General features: G+C 69.1%; 16 protein-coding genes and 1 pseudogene. 9 read left to right on the top strand and 8 right to left on the bottom strand.

Translation table 11 applies throughout. The features are described 5' to 3' along the window. Window positions 1–158 precede the first annotated feature (158 nt). Entirely contained in the window at window positions 159–902 is a 744-nt protein-coding gene (locus tag ABZ194_RS21640) for an IclR family transcriptional regulator (protein ID WP_355598791.1), read from the top strand. Window positions 903–1,064: 162 nt separating this feature from the next. On the opposite strand, the gene ABZ194_RS21635 is transcribed toward ABZ194_RS21640, so the two are convergent. Both ABZ194_RS21635 and ABZ194_RS21630 read right to left on the bottom strand, forming a co-directional pair. Further along, window positions 1,065–2,657, bottom strand: coding sequence for a protein kinase (locus ABZ194_RS21635; RefSeq protein ID WP_355598790.1), 1,593 nt, complete (start codon window positions 2,655–2,657; stop codon window positions 1,065–1,067). Between the two features lie 7 nt (window positions 2,658–2,664). Then, window positions 2,665–4,041: a DUF4407 domain-containing protein gene (locus ABZ194_RS21630; protein WP_355598789.1), complete on the bottom strand. Its 1,377-nt coding sequence runs from the start codon at window positions 4,039–4,041 to the stop codon at window positions 2,665–2,667. Between the two features lie 239 nt (window positions 4,042–4,280). On the opposite strand from ABZ194_RS21630, the gene ABZ194_RS21625 reads away from it, so the two are divergent. From ABZ194_RS21625 to ABZ194_RS21610, 4 genes are read left to right on the top strand one after another with little or no spacing between them, the layout of a single operon-like run. Beyond that, entirely contained in the window at window positions 4,281–5,717 is a 1,437-nt protein-coding gene (locus ABZ194_RS21625) for a hypothetical protein (RefSeq protein WP_355598788.1), read from the top strand. A 36-nt stretch (window positions 5,718–5,753) separates the two neighbouring features. After that, window positions 5,754–6,779 (top strand): hypothetical protein, encoded by a 1,026-nt coding sequence (locus ABZ194_RS21620; protein ID WP_355598787.1) that lies wholly within the window; start codon window positions 5,754–5,756, stop codon window positions 6,777–6,779. Beyond that, a complete protein-coding gene (locus tag ABZ194_RS21615) occupies window positions 6,776–8,689 on the top strand; it encodes a hypothetical protein (protein ID WP_355598786.1) in 1,914 nt (637 codons plus the stop codon). Before ABZ194_RS21620 ends, ABZ194_RS21615 begins: the two co-directional genes overlap by 4 nt. 7 nt (window positions 8,690–8,696) lie before the next feature. Continuing rightward, complete coding sequence (locus ABZ194_RS21610) at window positions 8,697–10,211, top strand: hypothetical protein (RefSeq protein ID WP_355598785.1); 1,515 nt, start codon at window positions 8,697–8,699, stop codon at window positions 10,209–10,211. A gap of 21 nt (window positions 10,212–10,232) precedes the next feature. On the opposite strand, the gene ABZ194_RS21605 is transcribed toward ABZ194_RS21610, so the two are convergent. Then, the gene (locus tag ABZ194_RS21605) at window positions 10,233–11,048 is read right to left on the bottom strand and encodes an SAM-dependent methyltransferase (protein WP_355598784.1); all 816 of its coding nucleotides are present in this window, start codon (window positions 11,046–11,048) and stop codon (window positions 10,233–10,235) included. Window positions 11,049–11,258: 210 nt separating this feature from the next. Here ABZ194_RS21605 and ABZ194_RS21600 point away from each other — a divergent pair, with 210 nt between their 5' ends. The 3 genes from ABZ194_RS21600 to ABZ194_RS21590 all read left to right on the top strand — a co-directional run bounded on the left by ABZ194_RS21600 (window position 11,259) and on the right by ABZ194_RS21590 (window position 12,698). Continuing rightward, on the top strand, window positions 11,259–11,498 hold the full coding sequence (locus tag ABZ194_RS21600) for a hypothetical protein (protein WP_355598783.1): 240 nt from the start codon (window positions 11,259–11,261) through the stop codon (window positions 11,496–11,498). 58 nt (window positions 11,499–11,556) lie between these two features. Next, window positions 11,557–11,763 carry a hypothetical protein gene (locus tag ABZ194_RS21595; protein WP_355598782.1) on the top strand — a complete coding sequence of 69 codons (207 nt, stop codon included), beginning with the start codon at window positions 11,557–11,559 and terminating at the stop codon, window positions 11,761–11,763. Window positions 11,764–11,945: 182 nt separating this feature from the next. After that, window positions 11,946–12,698: a pentapeptide repeat-containing protein gene (locus tag ABZ194_RS21590; RefSeq protein ID WP_355598781.1), complete on the top strand. Its 753-nt coding sequence runs from the start codon at window positions 11,946–11,948 to the stop codon at window positions 12,696–12,698. Window positions 12,699–13,067: 369 nt separating this feature from the next. Here the strand turns inward: ABZ194_RS21590 and ABZ194_RS21585 are convergent, their stop codons facing one another. Further along, window positions 13,068–14,066 (bottom strand): hypothetical protein, encoded by a 999-nt coding sequence (locus tag ABZ194_RS21585; RefSeq protein WP_355598780.1) that lies wholly within the window; start codon window positions 14,064–14,066, stop codon window positions 13,068–13,070. Window positions 14,067–14,387: 321 nt separating this feature from the next. Here ABZ194_RS21585 and ABZ194_RS21580 point away from each other — a divergent pair, with 321 nt between their 5' ends. Next, window positions 14,388–14,585: a hypothetical protein gene (locus tag ABZ194_RS21580; RefSeq protein ID WP_355598779.1), complete on the top strand. Its 198-nt coding sequence runs from the start codon at window positions 14,388–14,390 to the stop codon at window positions 14,583–14,585. A gap of 21 nt (window positions 14,586–14,606) precedes the next feature. On the opposite strand, the pseudogene ABZ194_RS21575 reads toward ABZ194_RS21580, so the two are convergent. The 4 genes and pseudogenes from ABZ194_RS21575 to ABZ194_RS21560 form a co-directional block, all read right to left on the bottom strand. Beyond that, window positions 14,607–15,481, bottom strand: a pseudogene (locus ABZ194_RS21575) (IS5 family transposase). Between the two features lie 115 nt (window positions 15,482–15,596). After that, the gene (locus tag ABZ194_RS21570) at window positions 15,597–16,514 is read right to left on the bottom strand and encodes an LLM class flavin-dependent oxidoreductase (RefSeq protein WP_355598778.1); all 918 of its coding nucleotides are present in this window, start codon (window positions 16,512–16,514) and stop codon (window positions 15,597–15,599) included. Further along, window positions 16,511–17,743 (bottom strand): amidohydrolase family protein, encoded by a 1,233-nt coding sequence (locus ABZ194_RS21565; protein WP_355598777.1) that lies wholly within the window; start codon window positions 17,741–17,743, stop codon window positions 16,511–16,513. The genes ABZ194_RS21570 and ABZ194_RS21565 overlap by 4 nt, the downstream gene beginning before the upstream one ends. Beyond that, complete coding sequence (locus ABZ194_RS21560) at window positions 17,740–18,297, bottom strand: OsmC family protein (protein WP_355598776.1); 558 nt, start codon at window positions 18,295–18,297, stop codon at window positions 17,740–17,742. Before ABZ194_RS21560 ends, ABZ194_RS21565 begins: the two co-directional genes overlap by 4 nt. Window positions 18,298–18,304: the final 7 nt, after the last annotated feature.

The following is an 18,304-nucleotide window of genomic DNA, read 5'->3' as shown; positions in this document are numbered from 1 at the left end:
TCCGCGGAGTGGATCGGGAGCCGGTGTGGCGGCCTGGGGCCGGGAGTCGGCGTACGGGTCCGGAGCCGGGGGCGGACCCGGCAGGATAGGACGACCGGGCCCCGTCGGAGGGACCACCCGGCCCTGACAGAGCCATCAGCAGGGCGACAATCGGAGTGATGCGAGTGGACAAAGCCATCAGGGTTCTCCTGAGTTTCGCGGATGGCAAGCCGCACGGTGTTCGTGACCTGTCGCGCGACATGGGTCTTCCCAAGAGCACCGTGTCGCGGTTGATCCTCGACCTCGCCGAGGCGGGCCTCGTCACGCAGGAGGAGGAGTCCGGGCGCTACCGCCTTGGAGCCGGCGCCGCCAGGCTCGGCCGGATATATCTGGATGGCCTTGACGTGCGGACGGTGGCGATGCCGATCATGGCCCAACTGCAGGAGGAGACGGGCGAGACCGTCGGCCTGCACGTGCGGGAGGGATCGGAGCGTGTCGTGATCGCGAGCGCCGAGAGCAGGGCGGTGGTCCGCTCCGGCTTCTCGGTGGGCGAGCGTCTTCCTCTGCACGCGGGCGCGGGCGGCAAGGCCCTGCTCGCCTTCGAGCCCGACCAGCAGCGTGAGGAGATCATCGACGGTCTGAGCTTCACCCGGCTCACCGAGCGTACGATCCTCGACCCGCGGGAACTCCGCAGGGAGCTCGACGTGGTACGCGGTCAGGGGTACGCGACGTCCGCGAACGAGGTGAGCCTGCAGTCCGCCTCGGTCGCCGCGCCCGTCTTCGCCGGAGACGGCCATGTCGCCGCGGTGCTGATCGTGACCGGGCCGGTCTTCCGGATGAGCCGGAAAGTCCTCTCCGCCATCGCGCCGCTCACCGTCCGCGCGGCCCGGGCGATCTCGGCCAAGCTCGGCGGCGAGTCCTGACCGGCGCCCGTCGCCGTCGTGACGGGCGCCGAGCCGTGCCCCGCCCGTGGTCCCGGCCGTGCTCCCGCCCGTGACCTCGGCCGTGGCCCCGCCCGTGGCCCCGCCCGTGGCCCCGCCTGTGACGTACTCGGACCGGGTCTCCGGTGACGAGGCCGGAGACGGTCAGGATCGGTTCAGGTAGCGGAGGACATGGGCGCGGGCCCTCTGGTCGAGCCCGTCGAGCAGCCGCTCGGCACGGTCACCGGGGAGCGCTCTCAGCAGCGCGGCGATGGTGGCGGGGGGGATGTGACCGAGGGTGTCGCATGCCCGCCGTACCGGCATGCCGCCGACCAGCCGGGCGGCCTGGGGTACGGGGAGGGCGCCGACGACGCCGGCGGCGGTCCGGACGTGGGCGTGCGCGAGGATCCGCACCGCCTCGCCGGGCGGCGTCACGTCCAGGAGCGCGGAGACCTCGTCCAGCCGCATGTGGTCCACCACGCGACCGGCTCGGGCCGCGGACAGCATCTGCAGCACCGAGGCGGCCTTCCGCGGCCTGTCCGCCATCCTCTCCAGCAGTCCGCCGGCGGTTCTGGCCGGGATCGCGGTGAGGACCGAGGCCGCCCCGCTTCCGGGCAGGGCCAGCAGGATCCCCGCTGCGACCCTCGGTTCCAGCCGGGTCAGCACCTGCTGGGCGGTCTTCGGGGGCAGGGTGGCGAAGAACCGCGCGGCGGGTTCGGCCGCCATGCCGCCGACCAGCCGCGCCGCCTCGGCCGGATCGAGGCCGCCAGCGTTCGGCGACTCCGGGGGCTCGGCGCCCCCGGGCGCGGCAGGGGGTACGGCCCTGGACACGCGCGGGGACACGGGCGAAGGCGCGGTCCTGGACGCGGGGACGGGGGGCGGTACGGCCCCGGGGGTGGGGAGGAGCCTGGTCCTGGGCGTGGGCTCGGGCGGAGGACGGCGGGAGGGGGCGGCGACCGACTTCAGAACGAGGGCGAGCTCGTGGGCGCCCATCCTCCGGGCCGGGTCCTTTTCGAGCAGCCGGATGACCGCGTCCGACAGCGGCCCCGGGCGGGAGGCCGGCGGGGGAGCGTGGTCGGTGACGGCTCTCATGGTGGCGATGGCGCTGTCACGGCGGAACGGGGAGTACCCCTCAAGCGCGTAGAAGAAGGTGACCCCGAGGGACCACAGGTCGGAGGGCGGCCCAGGGGCGCGGCCGTAGATCCGTTCGGGCGCCATGAACTCGGGCGTGCCGGTGAAGGTGTTCTGGATGGTGAGACTGCTGTGGCCGCCGATCTGGGCGATGCCGAAGTCCACCAGGAACACCCCGCCCGTCTCGCTGATCACGATGTTGGCGGGTTTGATGTCCCGGTGCAGTACTGAGGCGCGGTGCGCCGCGGTCAGCGCGTCCAGCACGCGCACGCCGATCCGGGCGAGTTCGCGTTCGCCGAGCCCGCCGCCCTCGACCAGCTCAAGGAGCGAGCGGCCTCTGATGTAGGCCATGACGATCCAGGGGCGGCCCTCTTCCAGGAACACGTCGTAGATGTCGACGATGCCGGGGTGGCCGATGCTCGCCGCGGCGCGCGCCTCGCGCAGGGCTCGCTCGCGGCGCACGGACAGGTGCTCCCCTCGCGGGGACAGCACGAGTTCCTTCAGCGCGACGCGACGTCCGAGCATCGCGTCGTCGGCCAGCCAGACGTTGCCCATCCCCCCCTCGCCCAGCCTGGACAGGAGCCGGTAGCGGCCTTTGATCAGAAGATCTTCTGTTCCGGAAGCCAACGGGGGCTCATTCGTCGTCGGGGAAGAGTTCGAAGCCCCTGGGCCGCTCAGCGGCCGGGCCGGGCGTCGTGGTCCGGATCACCCGGGTGTCCGGCATCTGCCGCAGCGCCTCGTCCTCCAGGGACTCGTGCTCGTAGTCCAGGTCGACCGGGCCGGTCAGGGTGGAACCGTTCCCCGCGGAGTGGGGCGGCGGGGGAGGGGGGCCGGGGTTGTCGGGCTCCGGTCCGGCAGCGGTCTGCCGGCCCCAGATCTCCTGTACGGTCGAGGGCCCGCCGGCCGCACCCGTCTGTGTCCGCGGGAGGAAACTGTCCCTGACGTCGCGGAACTCCTGCCGTGCCACCAGGGTGAGAACCTTCTCGTAGTTACCGGGTTTCTGCATCAGCTTGACCGTCACAGGCAGGCACTCGATCAGCAGGAACAGCAGGAAGAGAAGGAGCCGGGCCGCGTTGAGGGTGAGGTCCTTGCCGGATACCTCGTTGAGCGCCCGCAGTCTGATCAGCAGTCCGTTGGCGCTCCTGTTCTCCGCGTCGAAGGACTCCTGTAGATCGTTGTGCCGCCGCACGGCGGCGTCGAGCCGCGCCTGGGTCTTGGGCAGTTCCGCTCTCGCGGCCTCAAGCCGGATCTTCTTGGCGCTCTTGTCGTTGGCGGTGAGCTCCTTCTTGCGGTCCTCGATCTGCCTGCTGAGTCTGTCGACCTGGGCCCTGGCCTTGTCGTAGGTCTTCTTGCTCGCCTGCGCCACGACGCCGTTGCCCTTGCGGGGGCAGGCCGGGCCACCGTACAGCTGGCACTGCCACTTGTCGTAGTAGTCGTCGGCCTCCTTCTGCTGGGTGTCGCGCTCGGTGATCAGCGACTTGATCTTGGGGTCCTTGGCGGGGTCCTGCGGGGTGTCGCCCTTGGAGGCGATCACCTGCCGCAGGCTGGCGACGGACTGGCGGAGCCCGGCGACCTCCTGGCCGATGTTGCCCTTCCGCTGTTCCTCGGCGAACGTGTTGGCGCGATCCTGCTTGATCTCCACGAGTTGGGCGTCGATCTCGGACTTGAAGATCTGCAGGACCAGCGGGGTGGAGATGACCACGCCGAGCAGCATGGCCATGAGGATCCGGGGTACGGCCAGGCGCCATCGACGTGGTCCGTCCGTCTGGATGGAGCCGACCAGCCACCGGTCGAGGCTCACGATCGCCAGGCCCCAGATCAGGCTGGCGGGGACGGCGAGGTAGACGCTGACGCCGAGCGCGCTGTACAGGGCGAACGCCATTGAGACGGTGGCCAGCACACCGGTGGTGAGAACCGCTCCGCCGATGCCCTCGAATTTGCCGCGTTCGCTGGGGCAGCGTTTGAGGATCTCCGGCCTGGCTCCGGACAGGGCGATCAGAAACTTTTTCATGTATTCCCCCTCCGGGATGGCTCCCCCGCGTGGACCGCGTACATCATAATTCCCTCGTATCAGAGTTATCAGTATGTAGCAGGATAAGCTATACACGCGTCCGAATATGCTGTTAAGAATGGCGACAAAATGCGGGCGGGGTCATCGAAGAAGTGTCCTAATTTTCCCGTTTAGCGGCATAAGTCGTTCCTCGGAGGATGGGGGCCAATTTTGGTGAGATATAGCAGTGGGAGCGGCAATTGACCGAATTGATCCGGCTCCGCAGGGCCCTTGCCGAGGCGGTCGCGGAACTCGCCGGACCCAGGAGCCTGACCGTGGTCGAGGTCACGGCCGAGGGCCTCACCGCCTTTGACATGCACCGTGATGAGACCGGTACGCCGCGTGGCAGGGGAAGGGCGACGGTGCCCTGGGCGGAGCCGGCGGGTGAGCGGGGGCGCGACATCGCCGACGTGTTCTCGGCCAGGCGGGCTGTCCTCGACGCTGTGGGCATGCCCGCGGACGGCACGGTGGTCCTGATGGGTTCGTCTCCGGGCAGCCCCCGGGCAGACGAGGCGATGGAGTGGCTGCGGGCCGCCCACCCGGACGCGCCCGCCTTCACACGGGCCGACATGTGCGCCAGGGCGCTGCTCCGCGAGATCGTCGCCGACGAGCCGCTGTGCCGGTCGTACGAACTCGTCGTGCTGAAGCGCCACCCGGCGACGGACCGGCTTGAGTTCACCTGCCGGCAACTGTTCCCGATCGAGGCCCGGCGCGGAGACCCCTCGTCCGCCTTCACCGTCCGCTGCGAGCCGAGCGGTGAGCGGGGTACGGCGTTCGCCGTCGTGGCGTGGCGGGATCGGCGGCCGGCACTGCTGTCGGTCCAGACGGTGAAGGTGCCCCCCGGACGTTATGAGATCACGGCCGAGCTGGAACGGCCGGGCCGGGTCCGCTTCTCCGGCCTCCCCGACCTGGTGAGGGACGACCAGGACTGGGCCGAACTGGTCGCCTCGGTGCCGGCGCGGTTCGATCCCCCGGCCGGGCCGGCACACCTGATCTGCGCTGTCGAGACCACCGGGACGGACGCCCAGGTCCGCGAGCGGTTGAGGCGGATCGGCCAGATGATCACCACGGTGTCCGACGGGGTCGAGAGCCGGCTCCGGGTGTCGCTGGTCGCCTACGGCGTGCACTCCTACCAGCGGGGAGTCCCCGAGGCTCCGGTGGACGTCGCGGGCTGGCAGATCTCCGCCGAGCAGGCGCGGTACTCCCTGGAGGACCTTGAGGAGCGTCTCAAGAAACGCGGCACCCTCAGCCAGGGCTATGCCGGTGCCGCGATGGTCGAGGACATGCTGGCCGAGGTGGTAAGCCGGCTTTCGGACGGCGGCGGGGAAAGGACGGTGCTGCTCACGGTCGGGGACCGGCCGCCGCACCCACCCCGGGCGGACCCGTCGGAGATCCTGCCCTGCCCGCACCGGATCGACTGGGTGCAGCAGGTGCGCCGGCTTGAGCGGTACCCCGGCCTGGCGTTTGGAGCGATCTGCGATCGCCCTCCCGAGCGGGTGGACCCGGTCTGGTCCCAGCTGGGCCGGGGAGGACTGGCCCAGCTGGACGCCGTGGACGTCCAGGGGCTCGGCGCCGCTCTCGGCCTGGCGGTACCCCGGGTCCAGCGGATCCCCTTCCCGCTGATCGAAGTGCCATGAGCGAGATATCAGTGAACAGATGGAATGAGGCCCACCGTGTACTCTGACCCGGGACAATCGGCGCGCTCGGATCACAACATTGCGATATGGGGCGCCCCAGGCAGCGGGAAGACCACGTTTCTCGCCGCACTCAACATCGCCCTCATCCGCAAGAACGGGCCGTGGAGGGTCGTCGGAGCCGACGGCCCCTCCATCGACTTCCTGAGCGAGATGACCAGCGCGCTCTCCCAGCACCAGCGGTTCCCGCCCGCCACCGGGGCCCTGGGCCACTACCGCTGGTTCCTGAGCAGGAGCCCCGAGCAGGGGCGCAGGGGATGGCTCCGCAGACGCAGGCAGGCCCGCGCCTGGAAGATCGGGCTCGACGTGCTGGACGCGCCGGGAGGCTTCTTCCGCGCGGAGCGCGCCGGCTACGGCACGGACAGGGAGGAACTGCTGGACAACCTGGCCTCCAGCCGGGGCATCGTCTTCCTCTTCGACCCGATCCGCGAGTCCAAGGACGGTGACGCGTTCGCCTACCTGCACGGTGTGCTGGCCGATCTCGCCGGGCGGATGCTCGCCACCGACGAGTACGACGACGGAATGCTGCCCCATCATCTCGCCATCTGCATCACCAAGTTCGACGAGCTGAGGGTTTTGCAGACCGCGGACAAACTGAGCCTGCTGACCCCGGATCCCGACGACCCCCACCGGTTTCCCCGGGTCGCGGCCGAGGACGCGGAGGAGTTGTTCCAGGCGCTGTCCACCGTGTCGGCCAGTGGTAACGCGGACATGGTGTTACCCGCTCTCAAGCAGTTCTTCCGGCCGGACCGGATCAAGTTCTTCGTGACCTCGTCGATCGGCTTCTATCTGGACCAGAGGAAAGGCGTTTTCGACCCGGACGACTTTCAGAATCTGATTCCGGAGACACCCGGGGGCGCAGGCGGCCAGGAGAACTCCCGCGCCGCTCCCGGCAACAGGTTCCGGATCCGTGGCCAGGCGCGTCCGATCAACGTGATGGAACCGATGCTCTGGCTCGGGCGGCGGATGTCCTCCGGCAAGAACGCCGGGGAGGGCGACGGATGAGACCGGAGGTGAGGGTCACCGCGGAGTGGGCCCTGTGGGGCAAGCCCCCGGACGCGCGGGACGACTACGAGGTTCTGGAGTGCAGCCGGGGAAACCTCGGCCGCGACGAGTTCAGCGAGATCATGACCCGGTACGCGCCGGGCACCCCCACGGAACTGCCCCAGGTGACGATCAGCTGGTTCGGCGGCGGCGACAGCGCCCACCTGGGCCTGGCCATCCAGAAGTGGTCCGGTCAGCAGGACGGGCTGGGCAGGGACATCGCGATCACTCGATACTTCTGCGTGCCCTACCGTCAGGCCGCCGACGGGCCGGTGTCCTACGAGGCGCTCTACGACGCGTTCGACGGCCGCGAGCTGTGGGCGGGCGCCCCGCTCACCGTGGACGTCCCGGCACTCGACCTCCAGGCGATCGCGGAGAGGGTCGACAAGGCGGCGAAGAGCGCGGCGGCGCTGCTGCTGACCGGGGAGCCGGTCTGCGTGGTGCGGGGCGAGTCGTTGTCGATGCGCGAACGGCTGCGCTTCCTGGACGTGGTGGCCGCGCTGCTCCCGTACGGCCTGCGGGCCAGGCTGACGGCCTCGACCTGGACCGACAGCTCGGCCAGGCACCGGATCAAGCTCTCGTTCGCCAAGCGCGCCAGGGACGGTGCGCACTCCGTCACCTGGGACGCCGACGACGTCGTCTCCTCCCGGAACGACGTCACGAGCCGCTATGTGAAGCTGCTCGACAGATACCCCTGCGACGAACTCGTCAGCAGACTCGCGGAGAAGACGGCGCCGCTGTCGTTCAAAGACGCCGGGCCGGTTCTGGCTCTGCTCGACGGCCCCTCCAACTCCGCGCCGCCGGTACCGGCCGGCTGGGGCGCTCTCGCGAGATCCGAGGTCGGCGACATCCTGAACGCCTGCGCCGACCGGCTTGAGCACGGGGGGCACGGAGAACTCGAAAAGTTCCTGCTGAGGCTTGGCCGCCTTCCCATCCCCTGGCCCTCCACCGATGACGAGCAGAACCACCGCCGGGAGATCATCAAGAGAGGGGGGTTGCTGTCGGAGCAGCCGGCCCTGTCATGGGATCTGAAGGAACTCCTCTACGACGTGATCCTGACCGTCGGCTACGGTCCGACGCTCACGCTTGAGGGTGTCAATCACCCCCTTGACGACGCGGGCACGCCAACCAGGACGCTGGTGGAGGCCATGCTGCGGATGAAGTGCGCGCCCGGCGTCGCCTTGAAACTGGTGTTCCGGCTCGACGGTGAGTCGAGGACCCGCGCGCTCAGGTCGCTGCGGACCGGGGATCTGGTCAGGGCGGCCGTCCGGGAGCCGTTCGACCCGTCGACCCTGTCGATCGTCTGCCAGGAACTCGTCACCCGGGGCAGCGGTGCCGAGGACCCCGAGATCGCCCCTGCGCTGCGCGAGCACGGCTATCTCGCGGCCGCCGTCGAGCAGGCATTTCCGCACGGGGACGCCCGGCTCAGTTGTCTCCGTAAGCTGCTGATCGCGGCCTACGGGCCGACGCTGGAGCGCGGCGCGTTCGATGAGGTGGTCGGCTCCCCCCTCACGCCGTGTTCGGCGACGCTGATCATCGCCGCGGTGAGCCTGTATGGGCCGGACGCGCCGAACGCCCTTGTCTCCGGGCTCCTGGACCACGCTCGGCTCACCGCCGAAAGCCGGGCCCACGTGCTGGACCTGCTGGCTCCGCGGCCCGACGACCCCCCGGCCCCGAGAGGCTGGCTCTCCGGCCGCGTCCTTTTGTGGACGCACAGACACGAGCCTGAGGCCGCGCGGCCGGAGCAGCTTCGACCGGCCCGTCCCGGCCATCGGCAGGACGAGCCGCTGTGGCCCATCTGGGCCAAGGTGGGCCTGGGCGCCACCTTCCTCGTCGCGGTCGTCGTCGCCGTCGTCATCCGGTTCTGGTGAGGATCTCTTGACCGTACGACTCACCGCCGAATGGGCGCTGTGGGGCAAGCAGCCGGGCACCCGGGACGGGGACGAGATCCTGGCCTGCAGTGACGGGAGGCTCGGCCGTGACGAGTTCAGCGAGATCATAACCCGGTACGCGCCGGGCACCCCCACGGAGCTGCCCCAGGTGACGATCAGCTGGTTCGGCGGCGGCGACAGCGCTCACCTGGGCCTGGCCGTCCAGGATTGGTCCGATGAGCGGGACGGGCTGGGCAGGGACATCGCGATCACTCGATACTTCTGCGTGCCCTACGCGGAGGCCGCCCAAGGGCCGGTCTCCTGTGACGCGCTCTATCACGCGTTCGCCGGCCGCGCGCTTCCGGTGGACGGTCCCCTCCTCGTCGACGTGCCGGTGCTGGATCCGGAGTCGACCGCCGGAGCCGTCGACCAGACCGTCATGGGCGCGGCGGCACTGCTGCTCACCGGGCAGCCGGTCTGCGTGGTGAACGGGGAGGGGGTGCCGATGATCGACCGGCTGGTGTTCTTCGAGGCGGTGGCCGCGCTGCTCCCGTACGGCTTCAGGTCCAGGATGACCGCCTCGACCTGGACCAGCAGCGCGTCGCGGCACCGGATCAGGCTGTCGTTCACCAGGCACGCCCCGGCCGGGGCACACTCGATCTCCTGGGGGCGCGGGGCGGAGATCCCCGCCGATCAGGAGGTCGCGCGTGACTACCACGACACGCTCCTCAACTGTGACCGGCTCGGCGAGCTGATCGCGCGGTTCGCCCAGGAGACCCGGCCGAGGTCCATGAACGCCGACGGCCTCGCCGGGATACTCCCGCTGCTCGGCGGGTTCGGCGTGGCGCCGGCGCCCCGGCCGCCCGGCCGTGGCGGACGGGAGACGGCGGCCGACGATCCGCCGGCCGTCCGTGCCGACGGTCCCGAGCGCGCCGACCACGACCGGATCCCACACCACGTGGCCCAGCTCCAGCTCGCGACGGCGCGGGCGCGCGAGAGCGGCGAGCGGGTCTTCTCGGTCTTCGCGTCGACGCGGACTGAGGACCTGGTGGACGCCGCGGCGTGGGAACCCGCCGATCCGCTGACCGTGCGGACCGTGTGCGACGAGCTGGTGAGGCGGGGCGGGGACCTGGCCGGGCGCGCGGCCGTCGCCGCGGCGCTGCGGCGGCGTGGATACCTGGTGACCGCGATCCAGCAGCTTCATCCCGGCGATCCGGAGAGCCAGGTCCAGCGGCATCGTGCCCTGTTGACCGCCGCCTACGGCCCGGTGCTCGATCGCCGCGCGCTGCGGAGGATCCTGTCTCCACGCCCCCGGCCCTCGTCGCCGCCACTGCTCGCGGCGCTGACCCTCGTATGCGCGCCGGATGCCCGCCGGCTCCTCATGGAGGAGGTGTTCCTCACGGTTCTCGACCAGGGCGGGATCACCCCCGTGATCCTTGACCGGATCCGGGAGGGACACGGTGAGCCGGTGCCGGGCACATCCGACGCCGGCGGCACCGGCGATGGCCGGCGTGAACGGTGACCGCTCCCGGCGGGACGGGGCTCAGGGCTTGCGGGCCACGCCACAGAATTCCGACACCTCCGGCGGAATCCCGAAGGGGGTGGATTCGTGGCGCCACCGCGAGCACGAGACCACCCCGGGCTCAAGCAACTCCAGACCGTCGAAGAAACGCTCCAGCTGCCCGCGGGAGCGAGCCGTGATCGGTGTACCTCCCCGCTGCATGAACTGCCGCATGGACTCGTGCATCGCCTCGCCGTGCACCTCGGCCGTCGGGTGGCCGATCGCCAGGTGGCTGCCGGAGGGCAGGGCGTCCAGCAACCGGTTCACGATCGCCTGTGCCGCGTCGTCGTCCAGGACATGGTTCAGGATTCCCAGCAGCATGAGCGCGACCGGCCGGGAGAGGTCCAGGGTCTCCCCGGCGGCCTCCAGGATGTGGTCGGGGTCGCGCACATCGGCGTCGACGTAGTGGCAGGCCCCTTCCGGGCTGCTGGTCAGCAGCGCGCGGGCGTGCACCAGCACCAGGGGGTCGTTGTCGACGTAGACGATCCGGCACTCGGGGGCGATCCGCTGGGCGACCTCGTGGGTGTTGTCGACGGTGGGCAGTCCGGTCCCGATGTCGAGGAACTGCCGGATTCCGGCCTCGGCCACCAGGTACCGTACGGCACGGCTGAGGAACGCGCGGTTGGCGCGGGCGGCGTCGACGATGCCGGGAACCATCTGCTCGACCATGTCCCCCGCGGAGCGGTCGGCCGGGTAGTTGTCCTTGCCTTTCAACCAGTAATTCCAGATGCGCGCTGAATGGGGCCTGTCGATCTGGAGGTCGACCGGTCCCCGGTCGCCGGAGGAGGTGTCGTTCATCGCGGATCCCTTGGCGTCCAGTGAAGTATGAGGGTCACTTATCTTCCTGCTCCGCGCCCGTCGCGGGCGACATCGGCCGGTCACACGATGAGTGCGCGCCTGAGAACGCCACTGGTCTCAGAATGCCGCTTCCCGGCCACAAGTCAACGGATCCGTCCGACCTCGGCCGGATGATGCCACCCGGCTGCCCCGCGTGGACCGGCCCGGCCTGTGAGCCCGCGTGCCGTTACCGCGACCGGCACCGCCCTGATGTTCGAGAAGAGCATCAAACGCGGTACGAAAAAGCTCGGCCTCTCCTTGGTGAACGGTAACGTCTCCACGACGGTGTATTTCAACAATCACTGCGCCGAGAAGAGGAACATTCAGATCTGGAAGCAGGACGGTGCCAAAACCCACATGAAGGGCCGGTGCTTCACCGTCAAGGCGAATCGCGGGCGTCCGGTCTGGTGACCGCCGAGGCGAGATGGTTTCGGAAGGTTCCCGGAGTGAGGAACAGTCCGGCTGCGATGTGCTGAACGTCCGCTCCGGCGTACTCGCTGAGGACCTCCACCTCCCCGCACGACAGTGGACAGGCGCGCTCCTGGACCTCGCCGTCCACGTGATCGTCAAGGGCCTCGACTTCCACGTCCTCGACCCTCCCGAGCTCGACGAGGTCCTTCGCGAACCGTCCGACCGGCTACGCCGGGCCGCGGGCGGCCACGTCAAACCATCGTGAACGTGATCTGCGCATATTTGCGCATGCCGTACACCCTGCCCGTCCCGTCTGAGCTGGTTGACCCGGCTCGGGAACGGGTTGAGGCTCTACGTGATGCCCGCCGACGTCACCAGGCTCTACGCGCCGCTGCCCGAGGCCGAGCGATCGCAACCGCCCCGCCCGCGCTTGTCACCGTCGACTCTGTGGCCAAGGACCCCGAAAGAGAGCGGCAGGTCCGGATCACCGCTCAGCGCATCCTGGCCGAGCACCTGCGTGACGACCGCGGTTCCAAGGACCAGGACAGGGTCTCTGCCGAACCCCGGTTCTGGGAGGGCATGCGTCTCGACCTGACCGGTGCCACCCTCATCGACCTCGACTTCCACTACTGTCACGTCACCGGAGCTCAGTTCCTTGGGGCAACCTTCACCGGGAACGCCAAGTTCTACGGGGCGACCTTCACCAGGGATGTCAGCTTCAAGGGCTCCACCTTCACCGGGGAAGCCGGATTCGACAGGACGACCTTTACCGAGAAAGCCGCCTTTAGAGGAGCAACCTTCACTAAGAACGCCAAGTTCGACAGTGCGACCTTCAGGGAGGACGTCACGTTCAGCGGGACAACCTTCACCAGGAACGCCATGTTCGAAAAGGCGGCCTTCACCAAGGACACATGGTTCGACAAGGCGGCCTTCACCAGGGACGCCGTATTCAGCAAGGCAGTCTTCACCGGGTACGCCGGGTTCAGCAGAGCGACCTTCGCCAGGGAGGCCTGGTTCGATGGGACGATCTTCACCGGGACGATCACCGCCGAGACCTTTGGGTTCAGCGATGTTCGGCTCTCGGAGCCGGACGGCCCGCACTGCTGGCCGGAAGGCTGGATAGCTGTTCAGCGGTCGGATGGCTTTGGGACGCTCCAGTGGGGCAACACTGAACCGTCGGCACCAGAGGCTGAGGAGTAGCCCGGCTCTGTTCGTCCAAGATCGGATGAGGACTTTCTGCACCTTCGACAAGGAGTAGCGCTCCGCCGAGCTCGACAACTTCGCCCTACGTGCTGATCGCGACCTTAGGCGGGGTGGCGTGGGAACCCCGGCCAACCAGGAGCCGATCATGCCGACCGACCAGCGCAAACATGCTATTCGGGCGAGAATGGCCGCCACCGGCGTTATGCAATCTGTCAAGCTGTCTCAGCCGAGAGTGCCTCAGCTAGGCACTCCGAGCTGGTGGGTGAGGTGTTTCACGCAGGTGCCTGAGCCGGGATCGTCGAACGCCTCGGGTTAGTGGTCCTGACGTTCTGGGGTAGCCGTTCGACAATGGAGCGACGTCGTGTCTCAGGAGAACGTGATGGCCTCCTTGATCGTGGCCGCCGCCGGCTCGTCGAATCCGTCGGGCAGGAGGCGGAATGCGTGTAGCCGGGGTTGACCGCCCTGGCCGTAGTTGATCACTTTTCCGTCGTCGTGGCGGTCCTCGTCGATGTGGACGCCCAGTAGGCCGAAGGCTTGGAGCGTCTTGTGCGCTTCGTAGGCGTCTCGCCCGAGACCGTAGTGGAGGAGCCGGAGCCCGCTTTCGATCTTGACCCATCCTCCCGGGTCGATGTGTAGGGAGGCGTGAGCGATCATCATCAGGAACGCGAGTTCGGTGTCCTCCAGCAGGTGGATCCAGCCGTTCGTGAACAGCCCGACGGGCAGGTCGAAGTAGCGATCGGTCATCGTGGGCACGACATAGTCAGGGACCTCGCCGTCGCTTCGGCTGCCCCCTTCGTCGCAGAGCTGGAAACCTTCGTATTTGCCCGACCTCTTGCTCGCGTTGGGCAGGTGGACGAGCTGAACGCTGGGATCGGAGAGGCTGCGCAGCGCCGAGATCACCTGCCGCTGCTTCTTGCTTGATCGGCTGGCGCTGAACCTGCCTGAGTGCTGGGCTTCGACTGGCACGGCGATCAGATCGATCCACCCTGTTTCGTTGCCTCCGGCGATCAGGGGTAGGTCGTTGCGGGGCCGTCTGCCGACCTTGGTCCGCATCTGGGCGGCGCAGAGTGCGATCAGGTAGAAGCGAAGAGCGATGCCTCTCGGGCTGAGCACGCGGGTCGACGGCGGGCGATCCCGAGGCGGCGGCAGTCTGCGATCCGACACCTCCCCCGGAGCGGGTTGGGGCTGGTGAACGAACCGAGACCGCACCCGCACCTTCCTGGGTCGCCCCAGAGCCTGCAGCTTGGTCACAGCCCCGTCGATGTACTGCTCCATCACGCCCAGTCGGTCGTGACGGCGAGCGAGCCGTTCCTGCTCCTTCTCCGGGAGCATCAAGTAGAACAGATTCAGTTTCATCAGGATCATGACCTCTAATTCTGAACGTCTTAACCCGCCAGAGTTCAAGATCGTTAATTAGTTATCTGACTCTTAGCCTGGCGGGTCAGGACATGCTCATAGCCTACTCGCCACTGCGGTGTTCCGCCTAAATCATGGAGAGCGAGGCGCCTCGCCAGACATGTCCGAGAGGGGGGAGCGGCTCCCGGGTGGAAGCCGGGACCCGCTCCGTGCGGTGCCTCATCACATGATCAACCTAAGGAGCATCGCGTGTTCAGAGTACGACCTCCCGCAAGACCGCCCGAGCAGCCCGCGGAGGCGAACGCCGCGCTCTTCTCGACGCGTAGCCTCATGATCATCACGTTGTCGATAATGGCGGCATTGATCATCGGGTTGGGTGCCGGGCTCACTGCCGGAGTTATGGCGCACGATGCTGGGCCGGTGGCGGCGACGGCCATCGGCTGTGTGGTCGGCCTGGCGGCCGCGATCACGGGTGGTTTGACGGTCGTCAGCGTGTTGCATCAGGTAGTGGCCAACAAGTCCGGCTAGGGTCTGTTGGGAAAGTGCTGGTCACAGCCACTCGTTGAGGACTGCGACCAACACGGTCGCCTCGTAGCGGACGGCAAGCTTGTCGTATCTCGTGGCCACGGCCCGGTGGCGCTTGAGGCGGTTGATCCCGCACTCGACGGCATGCCGCTCGCGGTAGTCGGTTTTGTCGAACTTCGGCGGCCGACCGCCTCGGGAGCCGAGCTTTCGGCGGTTGCGGACGCGGTCGGCGGGGACCGGGATGGTCGCCTTGATCCCGCGTCTGCGCAGATAAGACCGGTTGCGGCGGGAGTCGTACGCCTTGTCGGCCCGCACCCGGTCCGGCCGCCTGCGGGGCCTGCCCGGACCAAGGCGAGGTACCCGGATGGCTTCCAGGACCGGCTCGAATTGCGGCGAGTCACCCCGCCGACCGGCTGTGATCACGACGCTCAGCGGCTTCTGCCCCTGCTCGACGGCAAGATGGATCTTGGTGGTCAGCCCGCCTCGGGAGCGTCCGAGACCGTGGTCGGCCGGCTCGACGGCAATGCCGCCGGGCGGCTCCTTTTGCAGATCCCCTTTTTCGACGCCCCGGCGGCGTGCTGGTGGGCCCGGCAGACGGTGGAGTCGACATTCACATCCCAGGTGATCAGGCCCTTCGCGTCCGCCCGAGCTTGGAGCCGAGTGACGATTTCGGCCCAGGTGCCATCGCGCTGCCGGCGCCGGAACAGGTCGTAGACCCGATCCCAGGGGCCGTGACGTTCCGGCACATCACGCCAGGGAGCACCGGTACGGGTCCGCCACCGGATGCCGTCTATCAGCCGCCGCCGCGTCCACACCGGCGGACGGCCTGGCTTGATGCCCTGCGGCAACAACGGCTCAAGCCGGGCCCACTGTCCATTCGTCAGATCACCACGCCCCACAGGGTGTGATCATCCACGACCAAGATCTACTTTCGCAACAGGCCCTAGCGCGATGACCACATACCTTCACCGGGCCGGGCGGTCTCCGTTCCCCCCCGCGGGTGAGCACCGCGCACTACGACCTCCGCAGGTCCGGCATGGCCTCGGTGCAGATCCGCTCGAACATGGCGGGATCGACGCCTCCGGGCCCCGGATACAGGAAGACGAACTCGGTGACGCCGATCTCGCGGTACCGTCCGACGAAGTCGTGGAACGCCTCGACCGAGGCGAGCGGCCGGTCGGCGGTGAATCCGGCGAGGAACGAGCGCCGGATGGTCGACGGGTCGCGTCCCTCCTCGGCCGCGTACTCGTCCAGCAGCGCGGCCCGCCGGGCGGTGGTCCGTACCCCCTCCTGCTCGGACAGCGTGACACCGCGGCGCATCTGGGAGAAGAGGGTTCCGTACGAACTCCAGGTGTCGGCGTGGCGAGCCGCGACACGGAGCGTTCCAGGGACGTGCGCGGCGATCGTCAGGGGCGGTGCCGACTGGATCGGAGCGGGCGCCCGGACCGTGCCGCTGACCCGGTAGTGCGTGCCCGAGTACTCGAACGCGTCGGTGCTCAGCATGCCCCGCACGATCTCCACGTACTCGCCGAACCTCGCGATCCGTTCCTCCGGATCCCAGAGCGGCACCCCGCACGCCGCGTGGTCGGCCGGATTGCCGCCGGCGCCCAGGCCCAGCACCAGGCGGCCGGCGGACATGTGGTCCAGGGTCACCGCCTGCTTCGCCACCATCGCCGGACTGCGGAAGGGCATGCTGCTGACAAGGGGGCCCAGGGTGGGCCGGGTGGTGGCCGCGGCCATGCCGGCCAGCAGCAGCCAGGCGTCGAATCGCGGCCGGACCGGGCGGCCGTCGACGATGGAGCTCCAGACGTGGTCGCCGGCCCACAGGCTGTCGAGCCCCAGCCGCTCGAACCACGCCCATCGGGCGGTCAGCTCCGGCCAGGGTTCCGCCTCGTAGGTCATCACACCGAAGGTCGGCGGGTGCTTGGTCACATTTCCTCCACGTGGAACACACCGGACTTGGCCACGCCGCGTATCGCGTCCGGCCGGGCCGGCAGCGTGATGTCCGCCAGCGGGTCGCCGGCCACGATCAGCAGGTCCGCGCGCTTCCCGACGGTGAGGGTGCCGGTCTGCCCGGCGACACCGGTCAGCTCGGCCGCCGTCTTGGTGGCCGACACCAGCGCGGCCATCGGCGTCATTCCGTACCGCACCATCAGCTCCAGCTCCTCGGCCCCGAAACCGTGGGGCACCACACCGGTGTCGGTGCCGAAGGCGATCCGGACCCCGGCCTGGACCGCCCGCCGGAAGCTGTCGGTGTGGGCCTCGACGACCGTCTCGACCTTGGCCAGCATGTGTGACGGCACCGACCCGGGCTGCCGTTCCGCGCGCCGGCGGATCCACACCGGCGCCAGCAGGGTCGGCACCAGGTAGGTTCCCCGGCGGACCATCTCCGCGATGGTGTCGTCATCGAGGAACATGCCGTGCTCGATCGAGTCCACCCCGGCCTCGACCGCGAGCCGGATGCCGCCGGCGGAGATGGCGTGCGCGGCCACGGGCTTGCCCGCGGTGTGCGCCACCTGGACGGCCGCGGCCACCTCCTCGGGGGAGAAGCCCACCGTTCCCGGGCCGCCGTGGTCGCTCATGACCCCGCCCGACGTGTAGATCTTGATCTGGTCGGCGCCGGCTCTCAGCAGCTCCCGGGCCGCTCTCCGGACCTGGTCGGCGCCGTCGACGACGGTGAGGGGATGCTCGGGATCCGGCACCTGGGTGCAGACGCCGGACAGGGTGGTCTGGTCGCCGTGGCCGGCGGTCTGGGAGAGCGCCGCGACGGCGATTTTGAGATGCGGGCCGGGGAAGAGCCCGCGGTCCAGCGCCATCTTGCCGCCCAGCGGCATCCCGGACAGGTCCCTTACCGTGGTGAACCCGGCACGCAGCATCTTTCCGGCGTTGAGGTACCCCTCGGCCACCCCGAGGCTGTACGGCGTGGCGAGCCGCTCGGCGAGCGTACGCCCGGCGAGCGTCACCAGGTGGACGTGGCAGTCGATGAGCCCGGGCAGCACGGTGTACCCGCTCGCGTCGGTCACGGTCGCGCCCGCCGGCGGCGAGACGTTCCGCCCGACCTCGACGATGATCCCGTCATCGTCGACGACGATGGTCATGTCGTCCACCGGGTCGGCCCCGGTACCGTCGATCAGTTGGCCACAGCGGATCACTCTGGTCATCGGTCGGCCTCCGGTTCGCCGGTACGGACGGTGAGTTGGATCGGGTTTCGGACCAGGTACGCGATCGGGCAGCGCTGCTCGCCCTCGGCGATGAAGTCGGCGATCTCGGCCTGGCTCAGCTCGGCGGCGTCGATCCGCACGTAGGCGGTCAGTTCGTGCGGGTAGATCGGGCGGTCGCCGGCCACCTCGAAGAACCCGGCGTCGTTGTTGCGGGCGACCACCCGCACGGTGACCTGGTCGAGCGGCAGGCCGCGCATGGCGGCCAGGCACAGGTAGGTGTGCGTCAGACAGGTGCTGATCACGCCGCAGAGCAGTTCGGGTGAGCTGGGGCCGAGGTTCCAGCCGCCGATGTCGGCGCCGCCGTCACCGATGTACCGCCAGTCGCGGATGCGCAGCTTCCGGACCCCGGTGAGGTCGTCCGCGGTGCACTCCGCGCTGATGGTCTCGTCCCAGTCCTCGGAGGCCGGGCGGCGGCGCGCGGCGTCCCGCATCGCGGCACCCTTGTGGCGCAGATGAGTGGAGAGCTGGGCTGACAGTTGGGCTGACACGGTCATGGGGATG

It is taken from the genome of Streptosporangium sp. NPDC006007 (assembly GCF_040614315.1).
GTDB lineage: Bacteria > Actinomycetota > Actinomycetes > Streptosporangiales > Streptosporangiaceae > Streptosporangium.
Note: the sequence above shows the minus strand (reverse complement) of the source record. Positions and strands in the feature narration are given on the sequence as shown.